The sequence below is a fragment of the Paenibacillus sp. FSL F4-0125 genome (assembly GCF_038008565.1).
In the GTDB taxonomy this organism is placed as follows: domain Bacteria; phylum Bacillota; class Bacilli; order Paenibacillales; family Paenibacillaceae; genus Paenibacillus_AQ.
Window position 1 is genome coordinate 1,150,906 of the sequence record NZ_JBBOZJ010000001.1, and the last position, 20,730, is coordinate 1,171,635.

Consider the following 20,730-nt stretch of genomic DNA (forward strand, 5'->3'; position numbering starts at 1 on the left):
CTAACATGAGAAAGGACGGAGCACCTCAGTCTTGGTTCACTCTGGGGATGGTATGGGCCGGAGCGGTGATCAGTATACCTGGCCTCCTGGTTGGGAATACGTTGATATCTGGTATGAGCTTACCTATGACATTATTGATCGCATTTTTAGGGTACGCCATTATCGTTGTCCTTATGATACTTCAGGGGATTCAGAGTACGGATCTTGGGAAAACAACCGTTCAAGTCGCAGCCCAAGTCTTTGGCAAAAAAGGCTCGCGAACGATTTTATCCATTATTCTCGCTATTGCTTGCCTCGGTTGGTTCGGGATTCAGGCTAATGTATGCGGGGCGGCACTGGCGAACCTGCTGGCGGAGTATGGAGTGATAGTCCCAGTTCCCCTTGCTTCTTTAATTAGCGGTTTGGTTATGGTGATCTCAGCAATGTACGGAATGAAAGTGCTGAGAGTACTTAGTTATATTGCAGTGCCTTTATTAATCGTGATTTGCATATATGGTTTAGTTCAAGTGTTCACTATGGATTCCGTGCAGAACATTTGGAGCTACCAGCCTGAGAAGCATATGAATTTCATGGATGGCTTAGCTGTAACAATAGGCTCATTTGCCTTAGGGGCTGTCATTGCAGGCGACTACTCTCAGTTCTCAAGAAAACGTTCTGACGTATTAAAAGCAGCGTTAATCGGAATTGTTCCTTCTGGCGTACTGATGATTAGTGTGGGTGCTATTTTATCGATTGCTTACCAGACTAGCGATATTGCGGCCGTCTTTATAAATATTACAACGCCTTTTATTGGGGGTACTGTTTTGATTCTGGCTGCTTGGAAAACGAATATGGTCAACGCAATCTCGGGTGGATTTGCGCTTACCAATGTATTGCATATTTCCAAAGAAAAAGAGAAATGGGCAGTAGGGATTGCTGGACTCATCGGGACTGTACTCGCTGTGATCGGTATCTTGAATTATTTCACGCCAGTGATGTCGATCTTGTCAGCTATGGTTCCGCCGGTAGCAGGGGTAATGATTGCATCCTATTGGATCATGAATAAAGGCGATAAGAACCGTTGGAAGGAAACAGAGGGCGTTAATCGTCTAGGGGTATTTTCTTGGCTGGTCGGATCCATTATTGCTTGTATGCCCGTTGTGCTGTCCTTTTTCCCAAGCTTACCTCAATTATCAAATCAGCCATTACTCGGTATCGTCATTTCATTTGTCTTATATATTGTCTGCTACCGATTTACTGCCTCAAAAACTGTCATAATGGAGGGAAATAAATGAGATATTTAGATGAACAATCAATTGAACATATTGCCGTAGGCGCTGCATTTTTAGGCACAGGTGGAGGAGGAGATCCTTACATCGGTAAACTCATGGCTCTTTCGGCTATTGAAAAGTACGGACCTGTAAGACTTTATTCTGTGGATGAAATCGAGGATGAAGACTTTTTCATTCCTTCCGCCATGATGGGTGCGCCTTCTGTATTAGTGGAGAAATTTCCGAAAGGCGATGAGTTTGTTAAGGTGTTTCAGATGCTGGCCAAATATTTGGGCAGAGAAAAAATTACAGGCACATTTCCGATGGAAGCAGGCGGAGTCAATTCGATGATTCCGATCGTCGTTGCAGCACAGCTGAATTTACCGCTTATTGATTGCGATGGGATGGGTAGGGCATTTCCTGAATTGCAGATGGTGACGTTTAACCTGGATGGCATTTCGGCTGCGCCGCTCGCAATTTCGGATGAAAAAGGGAACATTGGTATTTTTGAGACGATCGATAATAAATGGACCGAACGGTTAGCCCGTACAGCTACAGTGGAGATGGGAGCTAGTGCTTTGGTAAGTCTGTATCCAACGACTGGGGCTCAAATCAAGAACAGCGGTGTCCATAACATCGTGACGCTATCTGAGCAGATCGGAGAGATCATTTCTTCCAACAACAGAGATGCAAAAGACAAGCTTGAAGAGCTTCTAAACCTGACATCCGGTTACGAGCTGTTCCAAGGGAAAATAACAGATGTCATCCGGGAAACCAAAGGCGGCTTCAATTTTGGGGAAATGAACCTAGAGGGCATTGAAGGAAATAAAGACGAGCAGATGAAGGTATATTTTCAAAATGAGAATCTGCTTGCCAAGAAAAATGGCCAGGTTGTAGCCATGACCCCGGATTTAATATGCTTAGTCGATTATGAAACTTTATTGCCTGTTACAACAGAGAGCTTGAAATATGGAAAACGCGTTCGCGTCATTGGCTTACCGGCACATCCTAAATGGAGAACGGAAAAAGGAATCGAAACGGTAGGACCGAGATACTTTGGCTACGATTACGATTATGCTCCTATTGAAGAATTGGTGAGTAAGGCGGTGGCTAAACATGTTTAGAATTGGAATAGATGTAGGTGGCACGAATACCGATGCTATTATTTTGGACGAGCAAAGCCGATTAATTCATAGCGTTAAATCCCCAACGACACTGGATATAAAAACGGGGATTGAGACGTCACTGCGTAATGTATTGAAGGAAGCCAGCATTGATAAAACGAAAATTACACATGCGATGCTAGGGACAACGCAGTGTACTAATGCTATCGTAGAACGGAAGAAATTAGCCAAAGTCGGTGTGATTCGGTTAGGATTCCCTGCTACCGCTTCTGTTCTGCCATATACGGCTTGGCCTAAGGACATGGTAGAAAAACTATCAGGAAACTTTGCATTAGTTCATGGTGGGTATGAATACGATGGTAAATTACTTAGTGAGCTTGATGAGCAGGAGATCAAAGAGCTTCTAGTCGAATGGAGAGATAAAGTAGAATCTATTGCCATCATTGGTGTTTTCTCATCCATTAAAAATGATCAGGAGCTCAAGGTTCGAGACTTAATCTGGAAAGAATACGGGGAAACTTATCCGGTTTCTTGCTCCTCCTTGATCGGATCTGTTGGCCTGATTGAACGTGAGAATGCAACCATACTGAATGCGGCTTTATGCAAAGTCATCGAGACCACTAGCACAGGTTTTGAAAATGCGTTAGAAGCAGAAGGGATTCAAGGCGCTGAAGTGTACTTATGCCAAAATGACGGTACGCTTATGTCCATTGAATATGCTAAGCAATTCCCAATTCTTACGATTGCCTGTGGACCAACGAATAGCATCCGGGGAGCTTCTTATTTAGCGAACATTAAAGATACGATGGTACTCGATGTTGGCGGCACCACATCGGATATCGGCGTCTTGCAGGATGGATTTCCAAGAGAGTCCTCTGTAGCAGTGGAAGTAGGAGATATTCGCACAAACTTTAGAATGCCGGATATCATCTCTGTAGGACTTGGCGGCGGAAGCATTGTTCGCGTAGACAATGGTCAGATTACAGTAGGGCCGGATAGCGTGGGCTATAAGATCGCAGAAGAAGCGCTCGTATTTGGTGGGAGCACCCTGACTACGACGGATATTGCGGTTCGCCTCGGGTTAGCTGACGTGGGAGACAAAAGCTTAGTAAGCCACATTGATGAAGAATTTGCCAAACAAGTCCTGTCCGTCATTTCTTCGATCATAGCCAAGGCGATTGATAAGATGAAAACTTCTTCCGAGGATGTACAGATTGTACTCGTAGGCGGGGGCGGTGTTATTATTCCAGATGAGATTCCCGGCGTAGCCAGCATTATTAAAGTAGAGAACGGTGGAGTTGCCAATGCCATCGGTGCATCAATTTCTCAAATTAGCGGACAGTATGAACAAATATATATTTATTCACGAGAGCCGCGAGAGCAGTCATTAAGAGATGCTGAGGAAAAAGCGGTGAAACAAGCGGTAATGGCAGGAGCCGATCCAACGACGATTAAATTGGTTGAGGTTGAAGAGACACCACTTGCTTATCATCCCGAAAATGCAACCCGGTTAAGAGTTAAAGTTGTAGGTGAAATGAGCTAGAAAGCATTTAAAACAACTCCATGATGTAAAACTAGAAGCTTCTCATGAGTTCTTTGAACTTGTGTGATGCTTCTTTTTATGAGAAATAGGATTGATCAATATAGTCCAAATGAGTATTATGAGTAGGTATGTTCTTATAAAAATAGAGATAAATAGGATGGAGAGCACCATGAAAACATCACGTCAGAGCGCATTGATTTTCTCGTTTACTTTTATGGCTTTTATTCTGGGTACAACGGAATATATTATTGTTGGTTTACTCTCGGAAATATCCTTGAGCCTCGGAGTAACGCTAGCGACAGCCGGGGGCTTGGTATCTGGTTTCGCGATCGCTTATGCCATTGGCACACCGATTATGATGTCCTTGTTCAGCCGTGTTCCGAAACGAACTACGATTCTTGTGTCACTTGTATTAATTCTGTTGCTGAATTTATGGAGTGCTATAACAGGAACCTACAGTATGCTGCTGGTGACTAGAATAGTTACTGCCGTGCTATGTGGTTTTGTTCTTTCTGTAGCCATTACAGTAGCGAATGAAGCGGTTGATCCGGAGAAGAGAGGCAAAGCGATTGCTACCATTTTGAGCGGCTTCGCTGTGGCGAATGTATTTGGTGTACCGATCGGCACTTTTGTAGGGCAGTTCTTCAACTGGCCAGCAGCATTTGTTCTGAATGGGGTATTAGCCGGAATTGCTATAGCACTAAATTATGCTTATATTCCACGTAAACTACCGAAGCCTGTGCCCAGCTCACTCAAGGATCAGATCGAACTGCTCACGAATGGGCGTATTATTCTCGCCTTTCTCATTCCGGTTACGGCAGTAGGAGCGGTATTTGTGATGTACACTTACATTACACCATTGCTGGAGCAAGTGATGAATATTCCTAAGAGCTCGGTTAGTGGCGTACTGTTTGTTTACGGAATTGCCACGATTGTCAGCAACTGGATCGGGGGCAAGGTTGCGACTGGAAATGCGGTAAGTAAGCTTAGATTCGTATTTCTTATCCAAGCTGTGGTCTATATCGTCTTTAGTATGACCGCATCAATCTCGATTCTAGGAATGATCGTGCTAATGATGCTAGCCGTAATGTCGAGTATTGTGAGCGCACCGGCCCAGCTCTATTTGATAGATTTGGCCAAGCAGTATTCACCACGCTCGAAGGATCTTGCTGCATCGTTGAATCCAGTAGCGTCTAACCTGGGAATCGCAGGCGGATCTGCGATTGGTGGAGTGGTTGCCGGGCATGGAGGGTTAATTTCCCTTCCTATAGCGGCTTCCATCCTGGCGATATCGGCATGTGTGATTGCGTTGATATGCTATAAGTTGGATCAGCATAGCCAGGCAACGGTTATTCATCATGAGGTAGCCTAGGCTATTTCAGCTCATCGTAAGAACTGGTCACATTAAATACTCTTATTTAAAGACAAGACTACTTCCTAAACAGGAGGTAGTCATTTTTTAACGCTATACGTTATCTACAGGATTGTCTAACGGACAAATGATGCTGCGCCGTCATTGAACTCGTCGCTTGGTCTGAAGCCGGTAATCGCGTGGAGTTAGATTACAGCTTCGGCGGAAGCTTTGTGAGAAATAGCTTTGGGAAGAAAAACCAGTAGATTCCGCAATTTGAGAGATGGAGAGGTCCGTGGTTTCTAGTAACTCCTTACTGGCACGAAGCCTGACCTCAATTAAATAATTGATGGGTGACATTCCATAATATTTTGCAAAGGTATGCACCAGATAATACTTGCTGAAATGTGCTTTCTCTGCCAGATAGTCAAGTGAAATCTCCTCTGAATAGTTAGAGTCAATATAACGTTTGATCCTGCTACATACCTTGTTAGCCTTTTGAGTAGCCACGACGGAAAATGGATGGCCAGAGTTTCTCATTAATATAGTGACTACAACCTCTAGTAAGTTTTGACAAATGGCCTCATAGTTTGCATCTTTATTTTCCGTTTCCCGAAGCATAGCGTTGAAATAGAAGGATAGCTCATCCCTCTGATTACGATAATTGATGATCTCATGATTACGGCTAGCACTTCGATCGCCAAAGTCAAAGCTCATCCCCTCAACCGCAAGCACGACATATTCAAGTGGATCACTACTAACCGATAGCTCGGTATGCTCGACATTCGGGTTCACAATAACTAGATCGTCTTGCTTCACTGGATAGATTTCATCCTCTACAATGAAGTTTCCCCGCCCGCTTCGGACATAAAAAAGCTCGGAAAAATTATGAGAATGACGCATGCTGTACCAATCACCTTCATAAATAGAGGAACTGACATAGATTAACTTGGCAGGAATTTCTCCACGTCCTTTACCAGGTAACGAATAACGTACATTTCCCAAATAAGGTCAGTCCTTTGCGTTGATATAAGCTTACTTTACCACAATTACTAGACTGCATAACAATAAATTGAAATAGTCAATAATTTATAAATAAATTCTAATAAAGCAAGATATATAAAATGAACGGCAACATGTTTGTTGAAAGAAACTCGAACGATCAGATAAGATAAGGGAGTAAGAAAGCTCCTACGTACGCGGATTACAGCACTAATAAAAAGATAAATATGGAGGGTTATTATGAGAAAAGTTCTTAGCCTTGCACTTACAGCTGCACTGTCTCTAAGTCTTGCGGCCTGTGGTGGTAATACTGAAAGTAATTCTAGTTCCACATCTACAGATGCCACCAACACATCGAAGAATTCTAATTCGACTGCCGAAACTCGTACTCTTAAGCTAGCCGCTTTAGAAACCGCTTACGGATCTGATGTATGGAAAGAGATTATATCTGGATTTGAAAAAGCTAACCCTGGAGTAAAGGTTGAATCAACCATCGACAAAAGTCTTGAAGATGTTATCGGACCGGGTATGAAATCAGGGGATTTTCCTGACGTCATCCATCTTGCCGTAGGTCAGCCTAAGGGTTTGACAGAAACCTTCATTAAAGACAATAACCTCACTGATCTCACAGACGTGCTTTCAATGACAGTCCCAGGTGAAAGCGTTACTGTTAAGGACAAGCTCATTCCTGGGTTTACGGATACAACCATTACGAACCCTTACGGTGATGGAAAAACCTTCCTGATGCCGATGTTCTATAGCCCAACAGGTCTGTTCTACAATGCTGACTTACTTGAGAAGAAAGGCTGGGCGGTCCCTACGACTTGGGATGAAATGTGGGAATTAGGAGACAAAGCTAAGGCTGATGGAATTGCATTGTTCTCCTATCCAACGACCGGTTATTTCGATTCATTCTTCTATGCTTTGCTTAACGAAGTTGGGGGTCCTGATTTCTTCACCAAAGCGACGCATTACACAGAAGGAATATGGCAAACACCAGAAGCAACACAAGCATTTGATATTATTAATAAGTTAGCTTCCTATACTGAAAAAACAGTTCCGGCGAATGGAAATAAAGACAACTTCACTAAGAATCAACAGCTTATTCTTGATAACAAAGCTATCTTCATGCCAAACGGTACATGGGTTGTTGGTGAAATGGGTCAAGCACCTCGTGCTGAAGGATTTAAATGGGGATTCACTGCTCTACCAGCTGTAAAAGCTGGTGGTGATAGATACTCCTACACCTTCTTTGAACAAATCTGGGTTCCTGCGAAAGCTAAAAATGCAGATCTTGCAAAACAATTTATTGCTTATCTTTATTCAGATGAAGCAGCAGGCATTTTTGCTAAAGTAGGTGCAGTCCAACCTATTAACGATATGGCAGGCAAATTGGAAGGTGACAATAAACTCTTCTATAGCATCTATGATGGTGGTGCAAAGGCAGCTATGGGGGCATTTGCTACAACAGATCCGGTTGAAGGGGTAAGTATTTCGGATACCGTATTTGGTACCGTGGATTCCCTTGTGACTAAGGCTAAGACACAAGCACAGTGGGTTGAAGCGATTACGAAAGCAAGCGATCAGTTACGTGGAGCGTTGAAATAATTAAAGGCAATGCTGGATACCAATTCAATCTGTGAACAATGGTGGCATGCGCGAAGCTGCCACCATTATTTTTACCTTAAGAAGGAGATGGACCAATGGAAATCAAGAAAGGACAAGGGCGTTTTATTTTCTTCTGTATTGCTCCCGCCATAATCCTATTCGTTGTTTTTCTAATTATACCTACAATCAATGTATTCCGTATGTCCACGTACAAATGGGGTGGATACACAGATGACAAAACCTTTGTAGGGCTGCAAAATTTCGAGAAGCTTTTTCAAAGTGATAAATTTTATCAAGCGTTTCAGAACAGTCTTCTACTGATCATTTTAGTTACGATCATTACGTTTGCTTTTGCGCTAGTGTTCGCGTCCATGCTTTCACGAGAAAATCTAAAAGGACAAAATGTATTACGAGTTATCTTCTACATCCCGAACATTCTATCTGTTGTTGTTATCAGTGCAATATTCTCTGCAATTTATGATCCAAATAGTGGGCTGCTAAATGCATTCTTAAATTTATTCCGCGGAGCAACATCAGACCCAACACTTTGGTTGGGTGATCAGAAGATCGTTATTTTCTCACTCGCAGGCGCTATGATCTGGCAGGCTATCGGTTATTACATGGTTATGTATATGGCAAGTATGGCAAATATCCCTGAAAGCTTATATGAATCCGCTGACCTTGAAGGTGCAAGTAGGATACATCAATTCTTCACTATTACGATCCCTTTAATCTGGACAAATATCCGTACAACCCTTACCTTTTTCGTCATCAGCACAATCAATATGAGCTTCCTATTTGTTGTGGCGATGACCGGAGGCGGGCCTGACGGTTCTACTGAGGTATTCTTGAGCTATATGTACAAAGAGGCGTATACCAACTCTTCGTATGGTTACGGTATGGCAATCGGTGTAATTGTGTTCCTGTTCTCATTCGCACTAGCTGCTATCCTAAACGCAGTCACTAGACGTGAACATTTGGAATATTAAGGAGGGGACAACTTGAATAATAATAAACTCACACATCATGGAGCCGGCGATAAGTTGTATAAGGTCCTCATCTATGTTGTGCTGATCCTACTAGCGATTATCATCATCGTCCCTGTAGCTTGGGCGTTTATGGCCTCCATCAAACAGAATGTAGAATTTTATGCTAATCCTTGGGCTCTTCCAAAAGGAATTTATCTACAGAACTTTGCGGATGCTTGGCAGAAAGCTAAGATGGGCAGTTACATGTTCAACTCCGTAATCGTAACTGTGATTGCGATCGCGCTTCTGCTGGTCATTGCCTTACCTGCTGCATATGTGCTTGCACGTTATAAATTCAAGGGAAGCGTCATCTTGAATTTGATGTTTATGGCAGGATTATTTATCAATGTGAATTATATTGTTGTTCCGATCTTCCTAATGCTCAATAACGGTGACAAGGTCGCTCGCAATTTATTTGGACAGCCGATACTCCTGAATAATTTATTCATTCTGGCACTTGTCTATGCTGCAATGGCGCTTCCGTTCACGATTTATCTATTGGGGGGCTACTTTAAATCATTACCCAGGGAATTTGAAGAAGCTGCTTCTGTAGATGGTGCAAGCTATTTCCGAACGATGGTGCAGGTTATTATGCCAATGGCTAAACCTAGCATTGTAACGGTTATCTTGTTTAATTTCCTCTCCTTCTGGAACGAATATATCATTTCGATGACTTTACTGACGAAGCCAGGACTTCGAACATTACCAGTTGGTTTAATGAATCTGATGGCTGCTCAGAAATCAGCTGTCGAATATGGACAAATGTATGCAGGTCTAGTAATAGTCATGCTGCCAACCCTTATTCTTTATATGTTAGTACAAAAGAAGCTTACCCAAGGCATGACCATGGGCGGGTTGAAAGGTTAAGGTGATACCATGAGTAATCCGTTACGCAATTTGTTGATGCTGATTGTCTTCATCTTCGCGCTAGTACTCGTTATTATTGGGCAAAAAAATATTGGTGCACCCGGGCTCGGAATTATGCTACTGGGGCTGGCACTTCTAATAGGTCTTCTCTGGTTCTATAATCGGAAATTTAAATAAAGGGAGAGTTATTTAAGATGAACAAAGGACGGGTCACGATTCCAACAGATCTGGATGTTATTCCTGAAACCATAGAAGTCATGAAACGTTGGGGTGCGGATGCTGTACGTGATTGCGATGGTACTGATTTCCCAGCAGAATTGCGGGATATCGATGCTAAGGTGTATTCCACTTACTATACCACTCGTAAAGAAAATGGCTGGGCAAAAGCAAATCCGGATGAAATCCAGCAGATGTATCTTATGACGCCTTTTTATACTGCTGAAGGCACCAGTCTCACTATCCCTTTAATGAAGGGACTATATCCAGATATGCTGAAAGTGAATACTCATGACGATATCAAGCGCTGGTGGGAAGTTATCGATCGTACCACAGGAGATGTGCTATCGACTGAGCAATGGAGCTATAACGAAGAAACGGGCAGTGTTATTATTCAAGCAAGTCCCTTTCACGATTACACGGTTAGTTTTCTAGCCTATATTATGTGGGATCCCGTTCATATGTACAATGCGGTCACGAATGGTTGGGAAAATGTTGAGCCTCAGATCACCTTTGATGTTCGCCAACCGAAGTCGCGTGAGTTCACAATGCAACGACTACGTCAATTTATTGATGAACATCCATATGTCAATGTCATTCGATTTACGACCTTCTTCCACCAATTCACACTCGTCTTCGATGAGCTTGCACGTGAGAAATATGTGGATTGGTATGGCTATTCAGCATCGGTTAGTCCTTATATTCTTGAACAATTTGAACAAGAGATGGGCTATCCGTTTAGAGCCGAATATATCATTGATCAGGGCTACTATAATAATAACTATCGCATTCCGACCAAGGAGTTCCAAGACTTTCAGGCATTTCAGCGGCGTGAGGTTGCCGCGCTTGCCAAGGAATTAGTCGATATTACTCACGAATATGGAAAGACAGCCATGATGTTTCTTGGTGATCACTGGATTGGTACCGAGCCATTTATGGAAGAATTCTCATCGATTGGGGTAGATGCTGTTGTCGGTAGTGTAGGCAATGGCTCCACCCTTCGGCTGATTAGCGATATACCTGGTGTGAATTATACAGAGGGACGTTTCCTACCGTATTTCTTCCCAGATACGTTCTATGAGGGTGGAGATCCTGTACGTGAAGCCAAAGTAAACTGGGTCACAGCAAGACGGGCGATCCTTCGTAAGCCAATTGACCGAATTGGTTATGGCGGATATTTGAAGCTGGCACTGGATTTTCCGGATTTCATGAGCTACATCGAGAGTGTGTGTGATGAATTCCGTACTTTGTATGATAATGTACACGGAACAACACCGTACAGTGTCAAAACCGTTGCAGTACTCAACTGCTGGGGTAAAATGCGTGCATGGGGTAATCATATGGTTCATCATGCCCTTTATCAAAAACAAAATTATAGCTATGCAGGGATTATAGAGACGTTATCTGGTGCACCCTTTGATGTCAAATTCATTAGCTTTGATGATATTAAGAATGACCCCTCAATCCTTAAAGGAATCGATGTCGTTTTGAATGTAGGGGATGGCGATACGGCCTACACAGGTGGGGATTGGTGGCTGGATACAGATATTGTAACAGCAGTAAAGCAATTTGTTCATGAGGGCGGAGGATTCATCGGAGTGGGCGAACCCGCAGCTCATCAAGCGAACGGAAGGTACTTCCAGCTTGCAAGCATTCTCGGTGTTGAGCAAGAAAAAGGATTCACTCTCGGTTATGATAAATATAACTGGGAAGAGCAGGATCATTTTATTACTGAAGACTTCGGAGTAGATGATAAAGGAAAGAAGATTATCGATTTCGGTGAAGGAAAGAAGAATATATTTGCTCTCGAAGGCACCACTGTCCTTCGTCAGGTTGATAAAGAAGTTCAACTTGCAGTGAATGAATTCGGTAGTGGACGATCTGTCTACATTAGTGGATTGCCTTATAGTTTTGAGAACAGTCGCTTACTGTACCGTGCAATCCTCTGGAGCACTCACAGCGACCACGAGCTAAATCGCTGGTTCAGTGAAAACTATAACGTTGAGGTTCATGCCTATGTTAAAAATGGTAAATACTGCGTCGTGAACAACACTTATGAGCCACAGGAAACTGTCGTTTATCGTGGTGATGGCTCTAGCTTCTCACTCAAGCTGGAAGCGAATGAGATCAAGTGGTACGAAATCTAAACATAATATCAGCACAAAGAAGCTGTACCAAAGTCATGAAAATGGCTACTTGGTACAGCTTTGTCTTTTAATTAGGATTAACGTGTTCGCTTAGGTGAACGCTTCGCTTTTATCTCTTTGTATGCGAAACGGGTACGCCTCTTGCTACTTTATACTTTTAAACTCGTTTCTTATATGTTATAACTAATGCTACATTCTGAAGATCATTTGCGTAGCTTTGATTACTTGAGGGGAGATTTAGTTTTTGCAATCACCACAGACACAAGACAACAAGAATTCGTTATATATTATTTTACTTATTACGGGGATTGTTCTGGTAGCCTTTAATTTACGGCCCGCTATTACATCGGTTGGTCCACTAGTGGGAATTATTCAAGAGGATGTAGGGCTTGCACATTGGAGTGCAGGTTTATTAATGAGTATACCTTTGATATCCTTTGCTGTTATGTCGTCTCTCGTTCCCAAAATCGCTACTCGTTTATCCAACGAGAAGACACTATTGTTAGGTTTGGTTGTTCTTTTGGTCGGTATTTGTATCCGTTCTATTTCAATGACGCTCTTTATTTTCTTTGGAACGTTATTGGTGGGGGTAGGAATAGCCATTGGAAATGTTCTTTTGCCGGTAGTTGTGAAGGAGAAATTCCCTCAAAGGTTCGGTCTAATGACAAGTGTGTATTCCACTTCAATGGGATTATTTGCATCGTTAGCATCAGGTATTAGTATTCCTCTAGCTCATGATCTGAAGCTTGGGTGGGACGGAGCTTTAATTGTATGGGGAATACCGACAATCATAGCGATCTTGGTATGGATCGTTCTGCTTCGATTAAATCCAGCCAAAGGTAAGGCAATAAAAAGCTTAAGTGTCAGTGCTAAGCAAATCTGGCGTTCACCACTCGCTTGGAAAATAGCTCTATTCATGGGGTTTCAGTCTTCATTATTTTATATAACAATGTCTTGGTTACCTGAAATCTTATATAACTATGGCATAAGTAGAGGTACAGCAGGCTGGTTGCTATCCTTCACACAAATTGTAGGCGTACCTGCTAGTTTTCTTGTTCCTATTCTGGCTGGACGACTACGCTCTCAAGTGTGGATTGCATTTGCATTAGGCATGTGCTCCATTGTTGGTTATGGTGGACTATGGATGGGCTCATCTTACCCAATAATGATCCTAAGTATTATCTTAATTGGTATTGCTTTGGGAGGGAATTTTCCACTGGCGTTAAGTTATATCGGAATTCGTGCTCGAAATGGAAATCAAGCTGCAGAATTATCTGGGATGGCTCAATCAACGGGATACATGCTTGCAGCCATAGGACCTATATTGATCGGGTATTTATACGATATGACCCAAGTGTGGACGATTCCACTGATCACACTGATCGTTATTTCTGGACTCGTGATGACGTTTGGAATGTTGTCTGGCCGAGATAAGTATGTCTAAGAAAACTCCCCATATAGTAGACAGGTGAAATAATGAACCCTGCTGCTGTATGGGGAGCTTTTTTTTAAATCGTTTTGTTTAAAATGCTATATATCTTTAATGCTAATTGAATCCGCAGTAGTTCTTCTGAATGCTTTAAGTCCAGATTTAGGATTTCTTTAATCTTCTCGATTCGATAGATAAGTGTGTTTCTGTGCAAAAACATAGCCTTTGAAGTTTCGGTGACATTCAGATTGTTAATAAAGTAATTTTCTAAAGTTAACATATAACTTGTACCATGTAATTGATCATGATCAAACACCTTACCTAGACACTTTCGGAAAAATTCTTCTAAGGCTACGACTTTGATATTGGCTTCCAACAGGTGGTAAACCGAATAATCCTCGAAATGTGAGACCTTGTTTTGAAGGTTTTTTTGTTGCATTAATTTAATCATTTCGTTCGCCTCAGAAAAGCTTTTATGCAGCGAGCTGATTGTACTATATTGCTGACCAATGCCTATTAAGAGTGTTTCCTTCGTTTTTTGAATAAGTACCTCGAGTAGTTCATTCGCATATAACTTGGCATCACTAATCGAAACAGGAGGTCTTTCTTCATTTTGTCCTACTAGAATGATGACTCTGTTATTTCTATAAAAGCACTTAATTTCTCCAATCGCTTGATGCGAATAGTTATAAATGATATCCACACACTTTTTGGCAGTGGACTCCATTTTGTACTTTCCAATAATCATATCTTCAAACTTGTCTGCTTCATTCATTTCAATATTTATCACCATACTGTAATACATATAGCTCGGATTTAATCCATGAAGATAGCATAAGGTTTGCAGCGCTTCCTGCGAAGAGATTTTCCCCGAAAGTAAATCATCAATGGAGTCCTGCTTAATTCTTATTTCAAGTTCGCTAATTTCCTTTGCTTTGATCAGCTCGAGTGCCATGATGGTGGAGGCTTGCTGCAAAATAATGTAATCAAATTCGGATAACTCTTGTACCGTCTGCCAAATCACAATATAGCCATAAATATAGTTAGAAGCAGCGACAGGAATGACCCGACATTTTATTTCCGCACCTTCTGAACGATAGGTCCTCTTAATAGACTTTTTCATTTCATTTAGATTGGTGGGAATGGTATCGATGAACTCTTTATTAAAAACAGGCTGTCGATTTGAAAAATCAAGATAATACTCGAGTGGGCTGTTGTTCTTCGCATGCTCTGTGTGATGTAGTAATCGCCAATCCTTGTCTACGATGATAATAGGATTACTAATCGTTTCAGATAACATGGAGGTTATCTTTTCAATACCGCCGCCTTCAAGGGTGATTTTGAAGAACAAGTTATGTATATCTAAAGTTTTTCTATTGAGCAGATCATATCTTCCGGACACCTTCTCATTAATGATCGAGATCATGTTAGAGAGTGTATATTCAAAAGGCAGTTCCAGAAGGGGTAAGCCGTACTTATTGGCTTCATCAATCATGTTCTGTGGAAGCTTGTCAAAGTACCGTTTCATTTTCACAACCAATCCTGAACAGTTGAGCTCTGCAAGCTCCTTAATTATTCGGTTTTGTAATTCTGCATTATTTTTAAAGATATAGCCTGTCGATAAGAGTAGTTCGTTAGGTGAAAGCCAGTCAAAGGCATCAGGATTCTCTATAATGTTAACGATGGATATGGATTTATCAATTCCTGTTTCTCCAGCCACAATTTTGATTCCCTCTATAGCCTTGATCTTCATTAAGTCTTTAACGGTTAGCAATTTTTGGCACGCTCCTCAGACACACTTTTAACACATTCCCTTGTATAACATGCACAAATAGGATGCACTCTTTTTGGTTCGCTTAAACGATGACGATCCCTACCAGTATATTATATATTAAGTGCGTAAGGTAGTTACGCTCTAAGTTACCTTTGTACGATGTAACCAAATGATATTATCCAATCCATTTATCAATCTTTAGACGTGTAAAGGAGGTCAATCACCTTTTTTAAAATAAGGAATTAAAACAGAGGTGACGCTAGTGAGATTTGCAAAATCCGGTGATGACGATTTTATTCAGCAAATCAATCATCATAAGTTTCATGGTTTTGTTCATAGCACGTTTAATCGTACACTCAATATTCAATGTTTGGATAGTGGTGATTTGTATACTATTGCGTGTAAGGGAATCGATAATGCGCCTAATACACTTATTATTGACTTAGAAGACTTTGAAGAAGCAGATATTAGGGTGAATGACCTTGTAAGTTCGGATCATTCGGTTCTGTCGATTACTAATAAGATGTCTATAACAATAGAAGGTATTAAGAATTGGACTTGTATATTGCCCGAGTACCCTTCAGTAGCGGATGTCTTAGAAATGAATTTATCCACCATGAAGCAATATATCAAACTTCACGGAAATAACAGTAGAATTGAAAGGGCTTTCAAAAGTGGCAATCCTTTTGACGATGAAATGTCTAGAATGCTTCATGAACGGACGCAGTTACTTGTATCGGAATTGCAAAATAAGCGAATGGCTACTGCAATCATACATGCAGCTTCGCTCATAGGCCTTGGACCAGGCTTAACGCCAGCCGGTGATGATTTCTTGGTGGGATTGTTTACCGTCTTTAACATCGAGAATCATCAATACTTTTCACACCATTCGTTTTGTGAAGAAGTCGTCTTACATGCGAAAGCTTTAACCAATGATATCAGCTATATGGCATTAGCAAAAGCAGCCGCTGGCCAGGTAAGAGAGTCCATTATTGATTTAATGGAGGCTTTATTTAGAGGTAGTGAAGAAGTATTAATCTCATCTTTACGTAGGGTATTGGCTATAGGCTCCACGTCGGGTACAGATATAGCCCTAGGAATTATTGCAGGGCTGGAAATGAACATGTAAATGGGAGGTACAAATATGACTGTACAAGTTTTAGTAAAACCAAACACTTATATCGATTCCGTATCTTTGATGTCACTCTCAACAAAAGCGAATCAGATCGAAATCGTAGAACAAGCCATTATTGCAATGGGTACTGAAATGAATAAAGAGGTCATTAGAAATGTGGGCTTGATGACCCCTGAAGTAGAAAGTGCCAAAACAAGTGACTTAGTGATTATTGTGAAGGCTGCCTCTGAAGAGCTATGTGAGCGTGCTTTCGAAAGTATCAATGAATTATTAACGAAAAAGAAAGATTCCTCTAAAGGAAAGAGTGAAGTTAAATACTCAACAATTACCTCAGCTGTAAACGGTACTCCTGATGCTAACTTAGCGATTATTGCGGTAAATGGGAGTTACGCTCCTAGAGAAGCAAGAAAAGCGCTTGAAAATAATCTTCACGTCATGTTGTTTAGCGACAATGTAAGTATTGAAGATGAAATTGAATTAAAAACTTTAGCCCAAGAAAAAGGCTTGCTAATGATGGGGCCAGACTGTGGTACTGCAATTATTGGTAATGTCGCTTTGTGTTTTGCAAATGCCGTGAGAAAAGGCAATATTGGGATCGTCGGCGCATCAGGAACAGGTAGCCAAGAGGTAACGGTTCGTATTCATGAATTTGGCGGTGGAATCACACAGTTGATCGGTACGGGCGGTAGAGATCTAAGTGAAGAGGTTGGCGGCATTATGATGCTGGCTGGAATTAAAGCGCTAGAAGAGGATGATGCAACAAAGGTTATTGTTCTCGTATCTAAACCACCAGCACCAAGTGTAGAAGAGAAAGTACTAGCACAAATTAAACAATGTAAGAAACCAGTTGTGGTTTGGTTTGTGGGTGGGAATGAAGAAAAGGTCACCCAAGCTGGCGGTCATTTTGCAAAAATGTCAAAAGAAGCGGCACTTAAAGCGGTGCTTTTAGCTGGAGCAGACGAATCGAAGCTTAACAAACGTGCGTTAAATCTTCCACTTATTGAAGAAGTACGTGCGAAATTAAAGCCTGAGCAAAAATATATCCGTGGACTATTTAGTGGCGGTACGCTCTGTGATGAAGCGATGCACATTGCTATGGAGAAATTCGACAATGTCTACAGTAACATTCAGAGAGATCCTGAATATCGCTTAAAAGATGTTAGAGTAAGCCAAGATCATACCTTTATAGACTTCGGAGACGACCAATTTACACAAGGTAAACCACATCCAATGATAGATCCATCCACTCGGATTGAAAGATTTATTCAAGAAGCGAAAGATCCTTCTGTCGGTGTTATTGTGATGGACTTTGTACTAGGCTTCGGAGCACACGAAGATCCTGTAGGCGCAATGCTTCCAGCAATTATCGAAGCGAAGCAAGCCGCGGAAGATGAAGGAAGACATCTAGAGATTATTGGATACATTCTTGGAACCGAGCTAGATAGTCAAAATATTGAAGGTCAAATTAATAAATTGTTAGCTTCTGGTGCTACACATGCTAGCAGCAGTCAGAACGCAGGTCTACTAGCAAGAGAATTTGTTGTGAAAGGAGAATAGTCATGAGTAAAATCAATGAACTTTTTACGAATAAACTAAATGTCATTAATGTAGGCATTGAGAACTTTAGAGATGATTTGTTAAAGCAAAACGCGAATGTAACTCACTTGGAGTGGATGCCGCCAGGGAGAGGGAACCCAGAATTAATTGCTGCGCTGGATAAGCTTGAAGATCCAAGTGTTACAGATAAGATTGAAGCTGCTAACAAAGAGGCTGTCGAGCGAATTATTAATTCCCAGCCGGTACTAATTGGCTTTGACCAAGCGATCAATGTGGTTCCGGGCATGACGAAAAATACGATTTTACATGCTGGCCCGCCAATCACTTGGGAACGTATGAATGGTCCGATGAAAGGTGCGGTAACAGGAGCCATTGTATTTGAAGGCCTTGCCCCAAATATTGAAGAAGCCGCTGAACTAGCTGCATCTGGAGAGATTACCTTCTCGCCATGTCATGAACATAACTGTGTAGGCTCCATGGCTGGTGTCACATCCGCTTCCATGTTTATGCATATTGTTGAGAATAAAACTTATGGCAATATTGCTTATACAAACTTAAGTGAGCAAATGTCCAAAATCCTTCGTATGGGTGCCAATGATGAGAGTGTTATCCAGCGTCTGATTTGGATGCGTGATGTCTTGGGTCCTATTTTAAGAGATGCGATGAAACTAAATCCAAATGGCATTGACCTGCGTTTAATGCTATCCCAAGCCCTTCATATGGGGGACGAGTGTCATAACCGAAATGTAGCTGGAACAACCCTGCTCATTCAAGCGCTAACGCCTTATATTATCCAAACCGATTTTACCGTTGAACAGAAAAAAGAAGTGTTTGAATTCGTTAGCAGCAGCGACTATTTCTCGGGTCCAACATGGATGGCGCTTTGTAAATGTGCCCTTGATGCTGCGCACGGCATTGAGAATAGTACCATTGTTACCACAATGGCTCGTAACGGAGTGGAATTTGGTATTCGTGTGAGCGGAATAGCTGGAAACGTGTGGTTTACAGGTCCTGCACAACAAGTAATTGGTCCTATGTTTGCCGGTTACAAACCAGAAGATTCTGGTCTTGATATAGGTGACAGTGCGATCACAGAGACCTATGGCATTGGCGGATTTGCTATGGCAACTGCACCGGCGATTGTGTCGCTTGTGGGTGGTACCGTTGATGATGCAATCAGCTACACCACAAAAATGGCGGAAATCACAACCACTGAAAATCCGAACGTGACGATTCCAATGCTTGACTTTATAGGGATTCCTACAGGTATTGATATTCAAAAAGTTATTCAAACTGGAATTATGCCGATTATTAATACAGCTATTGCACATAAAGATGCCGGGATTGGAATGATTGGTGCAGGTATCGTTAACCCTCCAATCGAAGCATTTGAACAAGCATTACTTGCATTAAGTGAAAATATTAAATAAGAAAAGGGCTAACTTGTTTAGCCCACCATTCTTATTTCGAACTAGACGGACATCTCGTGTTAGGTTGTGAAGGAGTGAACAATTTTGGATAGTCTATCCTTGAATACAAAACTTATTGAGGCGAGTGAACAGGGAGAACTCGCTTCTGTTGAGAAACTATTAGGCGAAGGTGCCAGTGTTGATTATAAAGATGCTGCTGGGCGAACAGCGCTAATGGCGGCAACACAAAACAATCAAATCGCGATTGCTAAAAGATTAATAGAAGCAGGAAGTGACGTAAACACCAGAGATATTACCCAACTCTCACCGTTTATTTGCTCGGCAGCAAATGGATTCTATGAAATTCTGCGTCTCATGATTGCTGGTGGTGCTGATTTGAAGAGCGTGAATCGATTTGGAGGAACAGCGCTGTTACCATCGAGTGAAAAGGGCTACTTAAAAACCGTAGAAGCGTGTATTGATGCTGGGGTGCCAGTGAATCATGTCAATGACTTAGGCTGGTCAGCCCTGCTTGAAGCAGTCATATTGGGGAATGGCGGACGACTATATTCTGACATTATTGAAGCGCTTGTTCATGCAGGGGCAGATGTGCATTTGCCTGATCGAGATGGGCTCTCATCCCTACAACATGCCGAAGAGAACGGTCAGCATAAAGTCGTGAAGATTCTAGAACATAGCTTCCAAGAAAATAACGAATATGTGAAGCAGGCAAAGGCTCTCGCTAACAGCGATCAATATGAAGAAGCTATATCTGTCATGGACAGGGCGCTGGAAGTGGATGCTGACAACCTGGATTTCATCTATTATAAAGGTTATTTCTTGCAGGAATTAAAGAGATACGAAGAGGCACTTCAATGCTATGAAAGCGTTTTATCTATGGATCCTGCTAATTTAGAATTCTATTTCTATACAGCGAATTGTTTAAGACTATGGAAAAAACCTGAGGAGGCTCTTCAGGAATATGATAAAGCCTGTGAGCTGGCACCTAATGAAACGTTCTATCGTTACCACAAATCAAATTATTTAAGAGAGCTTGGGAGACACGAAGAAGCAGTTATTGAGATGGATAAGCTGCTAGCTGTTCAGCCGAATAGATATGACTTCTCCTTCCATAAGGCGAACAGTCTAAGATCGCTTGGGAAGCATAAAGAAGCCATTGAAGCCATCGAAAACGCAATAAAGAATGACCCAACGAACCCGTTATACCATTCACACAAAAAGCAATCTATTGAGTTACTCGGTTAGAGCATAAGAATTGCAACATAGGAG

The 20,730-nt window shown here is 41.8% G+C and carries 16 protein-coding genes; 14 read left to right on the top strand and 2 right to left on the bottom strand.

All coding sequences use genetic code 11. The annotated features are described in order from the left end of the window. Window positions 1–5: 5 nt before the first annotated feature. The 4 genes from NST74_RS05050 (at window position 6) to NST74_RS05065 (ending at window position 5,289) form a co-directional block, all read left to right on the top strand. Entirely contained in the window at window positions 6–1,274 is a 1,269-nt protein-coding gene (locus tag NST74_RS05050) for a cytosine permease (protein WP_341110769.1), read from the top strand. Beyond that, window positions 1,271–2,374: a DUF917 domain-containing protein gene (locus NST74_RS05055; RefSeq protein ID WP_341110770.1), complete on the top strand. Its 1,104-nt coding sequence runs from the start codon at window positions 1,271–1,273 to the stop codon at window positions 2,372–2,374. Before NST74_RS05050 ends, NST74_RS05055 begins: the two co-directional genes overlap by 4 nt. Further along, the gene (locus NST74_RS05060) at window positions 2,367–3,917 is read left to right on the top strand and encodes a hydantoinase/oxoprolinase N-terminal domain-containing protein (RefSeq protein ID WP_042124573.1); all 1,551 of its coding nucleotides are present in this window, start codon (window positions 2,367–2,369) and stop codon (window positions 3,915–3,917) included. Before NST74_RS05055 ends, NST74_RS05060 begins: the two co-directional genes overlap by 8 nt. 169 nt (window positions 3,918–4,086) lie before the next feature. Further along, on the top strand, window positions 4,087–5,289 hold the full coding sequence (locus NST74_RS05065) for an MFS transporter (RefSeq protein WP_341110773.1): 1,203 nt from the start codon (window positions 4,087–4,089) through the stop codon (window positions 5,287–5,289). A 141-nt stretch (window positions 5,290–5,430) separates the two neighbouring features. Here NST74_RS05065 and NST74_RS05070 read toward each other — a convergent pair whose 3' ends face one another. Then, window positions 5,431–6,273, bottom strand: a complete 843-nt coding sequence (locus NST74_RS05070; protein WP_042124575.1) for an AraC family transcriptional regulator — start codon at window positions 6,271–6,273, stop codon at window positions 5,431–5,433. Between the two features lie 237 nt (window positions 6,274–6,510). On the opposite strand from NST74_RS05070, the gene NST74_RS05075 reads away from it, so the two are divergent. From NST74_RS05075 to NST74_RS05100, 6 genes are all read left to right on the top strand, one after another. Then, window positions 6,511–7,878 carry a carbohydrate ABC transporter substrate-binding protein gene (locus NST74_RS05075; RefSeq protein ID WP_341110777.1) on the top strand — a complete coding sequence of 456 codons (1,368 nt, stop codon included), beginning with the start codon at window positions 6,511–6,513 and terminating at the stop codon, window positions 7,876–7,878. A gap of 95 nt (window positions 7,879–7,973) precedes the next feature. Further along, a complete protein-coding gene (locus NST74_RS05080; protein WP_339289427.1) occupies window positions 7,974–8,867 on the top strand; it encodes a carbohydrate ABC transporter permease in 894 nt (297 codons plus the stop codon). A 12-nt stretch (window positions 8,868–8,879) separates the two neighbouring features. After that, a complete protein-coding gene (locus NST74_RS05085) occupies window positions 8,880–9,773 on the top strand; it encodes a carbohydrate ABC transporter permease (protein ID WP_042124581.1) in 894 nt (297 codons plus the stop codon). Between the two features lie 9 nt (window positions 9,774–9,782). Beyond that, window positions 9,783–9,950 carry a DUF6903 family protein gene (locus tag NST74_RS05090; RefSeq protein ID WP_170880250.1) on the top strand — a complete coding sequence of 56 codons (168 nt, stop codon included), beginning with the start codon at window positions 9,783–9,785 and terminating at the stop codon, window positions 9,948–9,950. A 17-nt stretch (window positions 9,951–9,967) separates the two neighbouring features. After that, window positions 9,968–12,136: a 1,3-beta-galactosyl-N-acetylhexosamine phosphorylase gene (gene gnpA / locus NST74_RS05095; protein ID WP_341110782.1), complete on the top strand. Its 2,169-nt coding sequence runs from the start codon at window positions 9,968–9,970 to the stop codon at window positions 12,134–12,136. A gap of 244 nt (window positions 12,137–12,380) precedes the next feature. Continuing rightward, a complete protein-coding gene (locus NST74_RS05100; protein ID WP_341110786.1) occupies window positions 12,381–13,580 on the top strand; it encodes a CynX/NimT family MFS transporter in 1,200 nt (399 codons plus the stop codon). Window positions 13,581–13,644: 64 nt separating this feature from the next. Here NST74_RS05100 and NST74_RS05105 read toward each other — a convergent pair whose 3' ends face one another. Further along, the gene (locus NST74_RS05105) at window positions 13,645–15,339 is read right to left on the bottom strand and encodes a PucR family transcriptional regulator (RefSeq protein WP_076117993.1); all 1,695 of its coding nucleotides are present in this window, start codon (window positions 15,337–15,339) and stop codon (window positions 13,645–13,647) included. A 262-nt stretch (window positions 15,340–15,601) separates the two neighbouring features. Between NST74_RS05105 and NST74_RS05110 the strand changes: the two genes are divergently transcribed. The 4 genes from NST74_RS05110 to NST74_RS05125 all read left to right on the top strand — a co-directional run bounded on the left by NST74_RS05110 (window position 15,602) and on the right by NST74_RS05125 (window position 20,706). Continuing rightward, window positions 15,602–16,468, top strand: coding sequence for a DUF2877 domain-containing protein (locus NST74_RS05110; protein ID WP_339289433.1), 867 nt, complete (start codon window positions 15,602–15,604; stop codon window positions 16,466–16,468). Between the two features lie 15 nt (window positions 16,469–16,483). Then, the gene (gene fdrA / locus NST74_RS05115) at window positions 16,484–18,031 is read left to right on the top strand and encodes an acyl-CoA synthetase FdrA (RefSeq protein WP_339289435.1); all 1,548 of its coding nucleotides are present in this window, start codon (window positions 16,484–16,486) and stop codon (window positions 18,029–18,031) included. A 2-nt stretch (window positions 18,032–18,033) separates the two neighbouring features. Next, window positions 18,034–19,461 carry a YlbE family protein gene (locus NST74_RS05120; protein WP_042124592.1) on the top strand — a complete coding sequence of 476 codons (1,428 nt, stop codon included), beginning with the start codon at window positions 18,034–18,036 and terminating at the stop codon, window positions 19,459–19,461. Between the two features lie 99 nt (window positions 19,462–19,560). Beyond that, window positions 19,561–20,706 carry an ankyrin repeat domain-containing protein gene (locus tag NST74_RS05125; RefSeq protein WP_341110790.1) on the top strand — a complete coding sequence of 382 codons (1,146 nt, stop codon included), beginning with the start codon at window positions 19,561–19,563 and terminating at the stop codon, window positions 20,704–20,706. Window positions 20,707–20,730: the final 24 nt, after the last annotated feature.